The sequence below is a fragment of the Paenibacillus sp. SER-28 genome (assembly GCF_052906305.1).
Map to the genome: position 1 here is coordinate 1 of NZ_JBRECM010000026.1, position 11,918 is coordinate 11,918.

The window sequence follows — 11,918 nt, forward strand, 5'->3', positions numbered from 1 at the left end:
GCCCTTAGCTCAGCTGGATAGAGCGTTTGACTACGAATCAAAAGGCCGGGAGTTCGAATCTCTCAGGGCGCGCCATTCTTAAAAAAGTATAATATCGGGATGTAGCTCAGCTTGGTAGAGCACCTGGTTTGGGACCAGGGGGTCGCATGTTCAAATCGTGTCATCCCGATACTAATTTGCGGGTGTAGTTCAATGGTAGAACTTCAGCCTTCCAAGCTGATAGCGTGGGTTCGATTCCCATCACCCGCTTACCGATTACCTAGAAGCCGAAAGGCTTCTTTTTATTTTGTCCACATTACATTTACTTCTATGTATATAAGCTAATGCAGTTATGTCTCCTGTCATGCACAGTTGGGGATGACTTGTGCATATTGTACATAGGCTCTTGTTACTTATGATATCTAGATCCCGAATTTCCCCTCTAGCGTACCCCTTTTCTCCTGCAGTAAGGCTAATTTCGTGATCAAATCCTTTGAATATAGGAATCCTATAGCTATTATGGTACGAATTCATGGTGATAACTCTGCATCTGCTCTTGCGTTGTGCACATTCCCCTTTATTTATGTGGGTAAAAAGCGAAGTCTTAAAGAGGAAATGCCCTAGAAACACTGAGGATATGGCTAATTTGTGTATATCTTTGTGGATAGAAGGATAATGGGGTTGACTTTGTCAACAATTAATAAACATATACACATCATATTGCATGAATTTGCACCTTTAAAACCACACTCTTTATAAGAGACTGTGCATAATGTTTCACGCATCACTAGTGTATACATTCATTTCTATTATTAATTTCATCTTTTTTCATAACAATCCAATATTTTCTCAAAAGAAGTATTTCAAAAACATGATTTTTTACTGTAAATTTTGCAGCTTTTCATGCGTTTTTATTGTATGATGTTAAGAAAGTGTCAAATTTCGTGTGTATACGTACCTTTGCTACAACTGTATATGGTGTGGAACAGATCAGATGGGGGGAAAAGCATGACTGAGCTTACGTTAACCGCTAACAAAAACCAATCCAACAATCTGCTGCGGCGGGACGTTCGTTTTCTAGGGAATATTCTTGGTGAGGTTTTGGTTCATCAGGGTGGCAACGAACTTTTGGATATCGTGGAGAAAATACGTGAGACAAGTAAATCGTTACGTGCCGGGTATCAACCGGAGTTGTATGAGGATTTCAAACAAATGGTCAGCGGACTGGATACGGATATTCGTCACCAGGTTATTCGCGCGTTTGCGATTTATTTTCAGTTGGTGAATATCGCTGAGCAAAACCATCGTATTCGTCGTAAGCGGGATTATGAGCATTCCGCTGGTGAAGATGTTCAACCTGGTTCCATTGAAAGTTCCGTTCAGGAGCTTAAACAAGGGGGCTTCTCCGCCGAGGACGTTAGCAACTTGCTGAATGAGCTCTCTTTGGAGCTGGTCATGACCGCACATCCTACAGAAGCGACACGACGAGTAATACTTGATATCCACAAGCGCATTTCCGAGGACGTCATGCTGCTGGATAATCCGATGCTTACCTTACGTGAGCGGGAACAGGTACGGGAGAATCTGCTAAACGAAGTAATTACGCTGTGGCAGACAGATGAGCTGCGTGATCGCAAGCCAACTGTATTAGATGAAGTAAGAAATGGAATGTATTATTTTCACGAGACCTTGTTTCATGTACTGCCAGATGTGTACCAAGAATTGGAACGATGTTTGGACAAATATTATCCCGAACAAAAATGGCACATACCCACTTATCTGAGATTTGGTTCCTGGATCGGTGGAGACCGGGATGGCAATCCGTCTGTGACAGCTCATGTGACTTGGGAAACTTTACGTATGCAGCGCAAGTTGGCTTTGAGAGAATATCAGCACACGTTAAAGGAACTCATGGGTTACTTGAGTTTCAGCACCAGCATTGTGCGAGTTTCCGATGATCTACTGGCTTCTATTGAAGAAGACCGTACTCATATTACACTTAAAAAGATGGAAGTATGGCATAACGAAAAAGAGCCTTACCGCATTAAACTGGCATATATGATTGCTAAAGTGAACAACATCCTGGATGAAAGCAAACAGGGTACCAATGAGCGTTATAATTCTGCGGAAGAGCTCATTGCAGACCTAAATGTTATTGACAACAGCCTGCGTCATCATTTTGCCGATTATGTGGCAAACACATATATTCAAAAGATGATTCGCCAGGTAGAGTTGTTTGGATTCCATACAGCTACACTGGATGTGCGTCAGCATAGTCAGGAACATGAAAATGCGATGACTGAAATTCTGTCTAAAATGAATATTGTATCGGATTACAGTAAGCTATCAGAAGAGGAAAAAATAAATCTGCTGGAAAAGCTGCTGAATGAACCTCGTCCGATTACTTCACCGTATTTAAAATATAGCGATAGCACACAGGAATGTCTTGACGTATATCGTACGATTTATTTGGCTCAGGAGGAATTCGGCAAGCAGTCCATTACAAGCTACTTGATCAGTATGACTCAGGGAGCCAGTGACTTACTGGAGGTTATGGTCTTATCCAAAGAGGTAGGCCTGTTCCGCATCGAGAAGGATGGCACTGTTATCTGTACGCTGCAATCCGTCCCTTTGTTCGAAACAATAGATGATCTGCACGCTGCACCCGATATTATGAGAAGATTGATGAACTTGCCTGTATATCGACAATCTGTGGCTGCGATGGACCAGCTTCAGGAGATTATGTTGGGATATTCGGACAGTAATAAAGATGGCGGTGTGGTTACAGCGAACTGGGAACTTCGGGTCGCTATGAACAGCATTACGGAAGTAGTTAATGAGTTTGGCGTAAAAGTGAAGTTTTTCCACGGTCGTGGAGGTGCGCTGGGTCGTGGAGGAATGCCACTTAATCGCAGTATTTTGGCTCAACCTCCTCATACGATTGGAGGCGGAATCAAAATCACGGAGCAAGGTGAAGTGCTATCATCCCGATACTCGCTTAGAGGCATCGCGTACCGGAGCTTGGAGCAGGCAACATCGGCGCTGATTACGGCTGTGGCATATCATCGTTCCGGGAAGAAGGAAGTGTTTGAGGAGAGCTGGGAGGAGATTATCGCCCGCATTTCCCAAGTTTCACTGGATAAGTATCAAGATTTGATTTTCCGAGATCCGGATTTCTTCAACTTCTTCAAAGAATCTACACCGTTGCCTGAGGTGGGCGAGCTGAATATTGGATCTCGTCCGTCCAAGCGCAAGAACAGCGAACGTTTTGAGGACTTACGCGCCATTCCATGGGTTTTTGCATGGACACAAAGCCGTTACTTGTTACCTGCATGGTATGCGGCTGGAACAGGTTTGCAAAGCTTCTATCAAAACAATGAGGATAACCTCAAAGTGCTGCAAACGATGTTTAGGGACTCTGCTTTCTTCCGGTCACTTATTGATACACTGCAAATGGCAATCGCTAAAGCGGATTTACTGATTGCAGAAGAGTACGCTGGGATGTCGGATAACGAAGAGGCCCGGCAGCGTATTTTCGGGCAGATATCAGCGGAGTTCAAGCTGACATCTGAGTTGATTTTGAAAATAACCGGACAATCCGAGATTTTGGACGACGTGCCGGTTATTCAGGAATCTATCCGGTTGCGTAATCCTTATGTCGATCCGTTAAGTTACTTGCAGGTTCAATTGCTAAGTGAGCTACGGGAGCTGCGGGATCAGAACGGTGATGACACTGAAATGCTGCGTGAGGTATTGTTGACAATTAACGGAATTGCAGCAGGCTTAAGAAATACGGGCTGATATAGTACGGTTGTACGAAAACAGGCAATCGGGTACTCATGGGGTGCCCGATTGTGCTGTTTGTATATTGATGGCAGGCGTGCTTACAGTTAGTAACAATACTACAGTTGATTTCCGGATAAAATTAAACTACGATGAATAATCATAAACATGTAATAAGTAACCCATCAGCAAGTCTGGGGGAGTATAGAGTGGATAATATGGAAAGCCGCTTGGTAAGGCTGGTACAGAAAGGCGATCAGCGAGCTTTTGCGGAGTTAGTCGAGTTATATAAAGATCGGATTTTTCATCTTTCCTACCGGATGCTAGGTAATCGCCATGAGGCGGAGGATCTGGTGCAGGAAACTTTTTTGCGTGTGTATCGTAATTTGGAAAAATATGATCATGGACAGAAGTTCTCAACCTGGATTTATCGAATTGCTACAAATCTGTGCATTGATCGTCTGCGAAGGAGAAAACCTACATACTCACTTGATGCTGAAATGAATGATCAGGAAGGTGTCGATGGGTACGCCATGCTCGCCAGTGAAGAGCTTACCCCTGAGGGGAGTACGCTTCTGTCCGAAACGCAGGCTTTGATTCATGACGCCATTGACAGCCTTCCAGATAAATACAGAACGATTATGGTTTTACGGTACTTGCAGGAGCTTTCCTTACAGGAAATCAGCGATGTGCTCAATCTCCCAGTTACCACTATTAAGACAAGAGTACACAGGGGGCGGGATTTTCTGCGCAAAAAACTGGAGCACAAGCTATAGATCATACGCATAGATTCTAGGAGAAGAGTCTGCATAGATGTTTTTATGAAACATAATGCTCGTTGTAACGTATGTAAGATGAGCAAAGTTTCTAAGCCGGAGCATGTTATGTTGAGAAACACGGAAGAATATTAGAAAGGATTGGCTCATATGGATTGCAAACAAGCCGTCTCTTTTATGCATGACTATCTAGATGGCGACCTGTCTGAGCAGGACAAACATGAGTTGGAACAGCACTTGTTAGACTGCCCGGAATGCCGCATGCGTTTTAAAGAGCTGGAGCGGACGGATGCGATGCTTTACGGTACACGCTATCATCAAGTGCCGTGTGTATCGGATGAGCTGACATTTCGCATTATGAATGCTTTGCCGCCGCATAAAAGACAGACTGCGGTGCCTATGCTGACGTGGGTGAAAAGGCATCCCGCTGTAACAGCCGCTGCCTTCTTCCTTATTGTTATATGCTCAAGCATGGCCAGCTTTTCTAGCACGGACCATCAATTGGTAGTCAAAGGAAGCCAACTGGATCAAGTCGTTATTCAGGGTGATACTGTGATTGTGCCTGAAGGGAAATCCATTGCCGGAGATTTAACAGTGCAAAATGGTGAAGCCCGTGTATACGGTGATGTGGAAGGAAATGTAACTGTGATTGATGGTTCTTATTATCAAGCGTCCACCGCCCATATTGCAGGACAGGTTAAAAGTATTGATCAAACCTTGGATTGGATTTGGTACAAGGTTACTGATTTATTCGGGGGACCCTCTTCTCCATAAAAGAAGCTTGAAATGGCAAGGACAATATCGAGCGCCTCTTTCCGCTGGAAAAGGCGTTTTTTTGTATATGAAGCTGGCGAATTGTACTGTATTTTACTGATTTTAGCGGTTCTTTTGTCACACAGCTTGCAACGTGAGCCTGATCGTTATAACCTAGATAGAGAGAGCATACTGTGTACATATTACACCCACTCACTACAGAAAATTGCGGGGGCATGCGCATGTTGGATTATTTTGCGGACCTGACTTGGAAAGAGTCCATTAAAGATATTATCGACATTTTGATCGTAACCTATATTATGTATCAGCTTATTTTACTTGTTCGCGGAACGCGTGCAGTTCAATTGTTGAAAGGGATTCTGTTTCTGGTTGTCATTTGGGCGGTTAGCACCTGGTTTGATTTGTATACGCTCAAGTGGTTGATGAACCAGATGTTCACCTTTGGTGTGGTGGCTATCTTTATTATTTTTCAGCCTGAGTTGCGTCGTGCACTGGAGCAGTTGGGGCGTGGCAAATTATTTGGGCGTTCGTCTGCGGATGATGAAGAGATTAACAAGCTAATCGGAGAAATGATTAAGGCGCTGAATTATTTATCACGTAGGAAAATAGGAGCTTTGGTCGTATTTGAGCGCGAGACAGGGCTAAACGAATATACGGAGTCTGGTATCAAGACACAGGCCGTAGTCAGTTCTGAACTGCTAATTAACATCTTCATTCCTAATACGCCTTTGCATGATGGTGCGGTGATTATTCAAAATAAACAGATTGCTTCTGCGGCCTGTTATTTGCCATTATCGGAAAATCCGTTCATCAGCAAGGAGTTGGGAACCCGTCACCGTGCTGCGATTGGGGTGAGTGAGGTAACGGATGCCGTAACTGTCGTGGTATCGGAGGAAACAGGGCAAATTTCTTTGGCCATTAATGGACAGGTCGTGCGCGACATTAAGGAAGAATCCCTAATCTCCAAGCTGTATGAGGAGTTGCGGCCAACACCGTCTTTGAAGGAAAAACGCGGCTCATTCTGGAATCGGAGGGGAGGCCGTGGAAATTCATGATGGACAAATGGATTAACAATAATACGATTTCCAAGATATTGGCGCTTGCGGTTGCTGTCCTGCTATGGGGAATGGTCCATCTAGATACAGGTACACCTTCATCTACGCTGACCGTTTCTTATAATAATAAAGTGATTGATAATGTGGGCATTCAGGCTAGTGGTCTGGATGATTCAAAATATGTATTATCTACCATGGATACTGACCATGTTAAGATGGAGGTCAGAGGACAGCGCTCTGTGCTGACTTCTTTTTTCGCGGATAATTATCAGGCAAAGCTAAACTTAAACGGCTTAGGAGCAGGTACTAAAACATTGTCACTCGAACCGGACTTGCCGGATGGAGTGGAGTTGGTGTCTATGACTCCTAACCGTGTTACAGTGACGATTGAGGAAAAACAAACGAAATCATTTAATGTATCTATAGTTCCTAAAGGAAACCCAGATGGGGGACTGCAGCTTGGGAAGCCTGTAATTGCTCCTCAAACTGTGAAGGTTACCTTGCCTAAAAGCCAGTTGAGTACCGTTACTGCCGTTCAAGGGGCTGTTAATACGGATGGTATCTCAGAAAAGTTTGAACAGAAGCGTGTAAAACTGAAGGCTTATAACAAAAAGGGACAGGAACTTACAGGAGCGGTCATTGAGCCATCCACTGTGTCCGTTGAAATTCCGGTAACTCAGCAGGCGAAATCTGTGCCTGTTAAGATTGTCTATGCTGGAGAGTTGCCAGACGGATTGGCGCTTTCTAAAGTCAATGCAAACGTGAAGGAAGCGGCGGTATATGCATCGCAGGATGTATTGAGCAGCCTCAGCTCTTACGTCACGGCTACATTGGATTTAAGTCAATTCACGGAAGCGGGGACTCGTACAGTTCAAGCTAATTTGGCAGCCCCCTCAGGTTCTGATAAAATCGAGCCAGGGTCAATACAAATTCAGGTGACCGTCGTCCCTTCCAATGAAGTCACAGATACGGAACGGACGCTGTCAGGCATCCCAATCGTTTTACAAGGTGCAGGAGATAAAGCGACTACGACTGTTACAGCACCCGTAGGTAAGACGATGGATGTTACTGTGAAGGGCCCGCAGGATATGGTAAACAATTTAACCAATGATGATATTAGTTTGGTGGCAGATGTAAGTGGCCTCGCGGCTGGTCAACACGAGGTTACTCTGAAAGTAGGCTTGCCTAAATATATTACGCAAGCCGGAAATGCTGGCCAACTAAAGGCAACGGTCAACATTGAGAGCCCTTCTACGCCTGCTGTAACGAATCCGAATAGTGAGAATGAATCAAACCCCTCTGGTAGTGGCGAAAAGGGGCAGGAGAGGCCACAGGAGGGGCAAGGCAGTCAAGGTGGGGACTCTGACGCTAAGACCGGGGACAACGCAGCTGCGGAGGATAAAACAAATCCTCATAACGGCGCAGATTCTTCTGCGAATGGAACCTCGGAGAACAGTCAGCCATAACATGTTTTATCTGTAGTAAATAATCAAGATTTATTAGACAAAAAAAGGGAGTCATTTTACATGGGGAAATATTTTGGTACAGATGGTGTACGAGGCGTTGCTAATCAGGAACTTACAGCCGAACTGGCATATAGCATTGGCCGCTGCGGAGGATATGTTTTAGCAGGTAATGTAGAGAAACCGACAGTTGTTATTGGTATGGATACACGGATATCCGGACTGATGCTGGAATCGGCTCTTGTAGCCGGTTTGCTGTCCATTGGGGCTAATGTGGTTCGTCTAGGTATTGTTTCGACACCTGGGGTGGCATATCTCACACGTCAATTGAAAGCTGACGCTGGGGTAATGATCTCAGCATCACACAATCCAGTTGAAGACAACGGCATTAAGTTTTTTGGCGGTGACGGTTTTAAATTGACAGACGAAACGGAATTGAAAATTGAAGAGCTCATGGATGCAAAAGAAGACCAACTGCCTCGTCCGATTGGCGGTGGATTGGGAACGGTTGTTGTAGACGAGCATTCTCGCTACGATTATCTGGAGTTCTTGAAAACAACAATTAGCCATTCTTTTGAAGGGTTAAAAATTGTACTGGATTGTGCTAACGGAGCAGCTTATGAGCTGGCACCGAAGCTTTTTGCAGAACTGGGAGCTGAGGTACACACCATTGGTGCCGAGCCGAACGGTTTGAACATCAATGATCATTGCGGCTCGACTCATCCTGAAAAGCTGAAAGAGGAAGTACGCCGCTTGAAAGCAGATATTGGTTTGGCCTTTGACGGCGATGCCGACCGTCTAATCGCGATTGATGAGAACGGGGAAGAGGTAGACGGCGACTATATTCTCTGCATTTGCGGAGATGCAATGAACCGTGCGGGAAAACTCAAGGACAGCACCATTGTATCGACAGTGATGAGTAATATCGGTTTTTATAAAGCTACTGAAAAGCTGGCACTCAAGACTGCAAAAACTGCGGTCGGGGACCGTTATGTGATGGAAGAAATGCGACGGGGTGGATTTAACCTAGGCGGTGAGCAGTCTGGTCATGTTATTTTCCTGGATCACAATACGACAGGCGATGGCATGCTGACTGGGATTCAGCTGGTAGATACCTTGAAAGCATCCGGCAAGAAAATGAGTGAGCTAAAATCGCTCATGAAACAGTATCCGCAAGTGCTCGTAAATGTGCGTGTGCAGGACAAACGCAATTACGAAGGGAATCCTGCCATTGCAGAAGCAATTGAGCAGGTGGAACAACAATTGGGCGATAATGGGCGTGTATTGGTCCGTGCTTCAGGCACAGAATCACTTATTCGTGTGATGGCCGAAGGCCCGGATAAGGACGAACTGGAGCAATTTGTCGGTCAGATCGTAGATGTCGTGAAGAAAGAATTAGTTTAAAATTTTGTAAACGTCGGTTGCCTGTGAAAAAGAAGCAGGCAACGGCGTTTGCGGTTATTTACTAACGATTTATGGCCTTCATAGTGTAATTATGAATAAAGTGTCATTGCCAAATGATACTTAGCTGAATATAATATAGGGATGCTGTGACTCAGATAGAGAAAGCGAGGGTTGTAAGGTAACGTAATACAAGCGCCAGAGCTTGATTTTGTGCGGGGGGAACTTGGTGGAGAAGCAACGGATTCAGTTGAGATAAAGTTGCTCGCAAATCGGTTCACGACAAAACAAGCTGACGAGGTGAAGGTGTTCGAAACATTCGGCGGGGACCTTCCGGTAAAGCATCAAGCCGTAAACCGGCAGCGGAAAATGAGCAGGCAACTGTTTACACAACGCACCGGTAGATGCTTTTATTATTTTATAACCTAAATTATAAGATTCATTTCATGAATGTGCGGCCATCATCATTGGCGTGCGCGGTTTGGGAATTTCGTTACATTCGTGAAGAGATGCCTGTAAATTCTATAGTTATCATTGACAACTTCATAGATGAATGAACTTTATTCCACAATCTACCGCACACGTTAGTCCTGTGATGAGTCGTCTTGTGAAATGATGATCGGGAGGATAACGAATATGTGTGGCATTGTAGGATATATTGGTAATCAGAATACGCAAGAGGTATTGATTGACGGATTGAAAAAGCTGGAGTATCGCGGTTATGACTCTGCGGGTATTGCCGTGTTTACAGATTCAGGATTGCAAGTAGCCAAGGCTAAAGGTCGTCTGGCTAATCTGGAAGCTAAACTGGATGGTACGCCGTTGGTAGGCCATGCAGGTATCGGACATACACGTTGGGCAACGCACGGTAAGCCTTCTGATGAAAACTCCCATCCACATTTGGATGAGAGCCAAAAGTTCTCTGTAGTTCACAACGGAATTATTGAGAACTATCTGGAGCTGAAGGAGCAGCTGATCAGCGAAGGTCATACCTTTATTTCCGAAACGGACACGGAAATTATTTCTCATCTGGTTGCGCGTGAATATAAAGGGGATATCGTTAAAGCAGTACAAAAAGCAATTACCTTTATGCGCGGTGCTTTTGCACTGGGTGTGCTGACAGAGCACGAGCCTAATAAGCTGGTTGCTGTTCGTCAAGCTAGCCCGCTGGTTATTGGTGTGGGAGAAGGCGAGAACTTTATCGGTTCCGACATTCCGGCTATTCTGAAATATACACGCAATGTATTTATTTTGAACGATGGCGAAATGGCTGTTTTGACCAGTGATGCTGTCGAATTAATGACAATCGAAGGCCAATTTATTTCTCGGGAAATGATTCATGTCGAATGGGATGCTGTAACAGCGGAAAAAGGCGGCTATGAGCATTTCATGTTGAAAGAAATTCACGAGCAGCCTAAGGCTTATCGTGACACAATGTTGGGCCGTATCGATAAAAATACTAAAAAAGTTGTTCTTCCTGAGCTGAAGCTGACAGAAGAACAAATTAAAAATATCCGCAACATTCAAATTGTTGCGTGTGGTACAGCTTACAATGCTGGTTTGATTGGTCGTACAGTTATTGAAAGTCTGGCTCGTATACCGGTAGAAAATGATGTGGCTTCCGAATATCGTTATCGTTCACCTATCGTAACACCAGAGACATTGGTGATCGTGGTGAGCCAATCCGGTGAAACTGCTGACACGTTGGCAGCCCTGCGTGAAGCACAAGCAAATGGCGCTCATGTACTGGCGATTACAAACGTAGTCGGTAGCTCCATCGCCCGTGATGCAGATGATGTGTTGGTTACACTGGCAGGACCGGAAATTGCCGTAGCCTCCACTAAAGCATATTCTTCACAGTTGATTGCGTTCTATCTGTTTGGTTTGTATCTCGCTCAAGTGCGTGGCACACAAACGGATGAGCAAGTAGCTCATGTGCTGGCTGCTATGGAGTCCCTGCCAGAGCAAGTGGAAGAGATGCTGGGTAAAGCAGATGCGATCAAAGCCTATGCTGAGCAAATTGCAAGCCACAAGCACCTGTTCTTTATTGGTCGCGGTCAGGACTATGCTGTAGTACAGGAAGGCTCCCTGAAGCTCAAGGAAATTTCCTACATTCATTCCGAGGCTTATGCTGCGGGTGAATTGAAGCATGGTACACTGGCATTGATTGAAGACGGCATTCCGGTTATCGCTTTGGTAACACAGGAATCCGTGTTGGAGAAAACCGTGAGCAATATTAAGGAAGTCAAGGCTCGTGGTGCAGATGTTCTTGCGATTACGTACGAAGAGCACGCAGTTGAGTTGCTGAAGTCCGTGGATCAGGTATTTGCCATTCCGAAGACACTTCCAATTCTGTCTGCTGCAATTTCAGTTGTATCTCTCCAACTGTTGGCTTACTACGCTTCTCTTGCACTGGGTCATGATGTTGATAAACCACGTAACCTAGCGAAAAGTGTTACTGTAGAATAAGCTTTAGTTGCATTATGACTTTTTGTCTGGTGATAAAAAAGTGTGGAACCAGTAAAAAAGTCTGGAACTAGTCATTTTACAAACATCAAGAAAGATCCCGATAATATATCGGGATCTTCAGGCTGTCGAGAAAGTCTCGACAGCTTTTTTTATGTTCATTTTATTTAAGACGACACCGCGTTAATGTTGTATAATATAGGTAACTATTGTAGAACGGA

7 protein-coding genes and 2 tRNA genes are annotated in these 11,918 nt (G+C 44.7%); all 9 read left to right on the plus strand.

What is annotated here, in order from left to right:
• The first annotated feature begins 95 nt into the window (after positions 1–95).
• The 9 genes from ACUYLD_RS25305 to glmS all read left to right on the plus strand — a co-directional run bounded on the left by ACUYLD_RS25305 (position 96) and on the right by glmS (position 11,700).
• Positions 96–169 (plus strand) — tRNA-Pro (locus tag ACUYLD_RS25305).
• A 9-nt stretch (positions 170–178) separates the two neighbouring features.
• Positions 179–249, plus strand: a tRNA-Gly gene (locus tag ACUYLD_RS25310).
• 738 nt (positions 250–987) lie between these two features.
• The gene (gene ppc / locus ACUYLD_RS25315) at positions 988–3,780 is read left to right on the plus strand and encodes a phosphoenolpyruvate carboxylase (RefSeq protein ID WP_250260341.1); all 2,793 of its coding nucleotides are present in this window, start codon (positions 988–990) and stop codon (positions 3,778–3,780) included.
• 191 nt (positions 3,781–3,971) lie between these two features.
• Complete coding sequence (sigW, locus tag ACUYLD_RS25320; RefSeq protein WP_016818747.1) at positions 3,972–4,538, plus strand: RNA polymerase sigma factor SigW; 567 nt, start codon at positions 3,972–3,974, stop codon at positions 4,536–4,538.
• A 150-nt stretch (positions 4,539–4,688) separates the two neighbouring features.
• Positions 4,689–5,312 (plus strand): anti-sigma factor, encoded by a 624-nt coding sequence (locus ACUYLD_RS25325; RefSeq protein WP_013312128.1) that lies wholly within the window; start codon positions 4,689–4,691, stop codon positions 5,310–5,312.
• Between the two features lie 221 nt (positions 5,313–5,533).
• A complete protein-coding gene (gene cdaA / locus ACUYLD_RS25330; RefSeq protein WP_013312127.1) occupies positions 5,534–6,367 on the plus strand; it encodes a diadenylate cyclase CdaA in 834 nt (277 codons plus the stop codon).
• Complete coding sequence (locus tag ACUYLD_RS25335; RefSeq protein WP_250260342.1) at positions 6,364–7,833, plus strand: CdaR family protein; 1,470 nt, start codon at positions 6,364–6,366, stop codon at positions 7,831–7,833. Before cdaA ends, ACUYLD_RS25335 begins: the two co-directional genes overlap by 4 nt.
• Before the next feature lie 60 nt (positions 7,834–7,893).
• Positions 7,894–9,234: a phosphoglucosamine mutase gene (gene glmM, locus ACUYLD_RS25340; protein ID WP_013312125.1), complete on the plus strand. Its 1,341-nt coding sequence runs from the start codon at positions 7,894–7,896 to the stop codon at positions 9,232–9,234.
• Positions 9,235–9,867: 633 nt separating this feature from the next.
• A complete protein-coding gene (gene glmS, locus ACUYLD_RS25345) occupies positions 9,868–11,700 on the plus strand; it encodes a glutamine--fructose-6-phosphate transaminase (isomerizing) (RefSeq protein WP_446676219.1) in 1,833 nt (610 codons plus the stop codon).
• Positions 11,701–11,918 lie beyond the last annotated feature (218 nt).

Excerpts from the sequence above, each read along its gene's own strand:
- ppc (WP_250260341.1), top strand. The coding sequence starts at position 988 with ATGACTGAGCTTACGTTAACCGCTAACAAAAACCAATCCAACAATCTG.
- ACUYLD_RS25325 (WP_013312128.1), top strand. The coding sequence starts at position 4,689 with ATGGATTGCAAACAAGCCGTCTCTTTTATGCATGACTATCTAGATGGC.
- cdaA (WP_013312127.1), top strand. The coding sequence starts at position 5,534 with ATGTTGGATTATTTTGCGGACCTGACTTGGAAAGAGTCCATTAAAGAT.
- ACUYLD_RS25335 (WP_250260342.1), top strand. The coding sequence starts at position 6,364 with ATGATGGACAAATGGATTAACAATAATACGATTTCCAAGATATTGGCG.
- glmM (WP_013312125.1), top strand. The coding sequence starts at position 7,894 with ATGGGGAAATATTTTGGTACAGATGGTGTACGAGGCGTTGCTAATCAG.
- glmS (WP_446676219.1), top strand. The coding sequence starts at position 9,868 with ATGTGTGGCATTGTAGGATATATTGGTAATCAGAATACGCAAGAGGTA.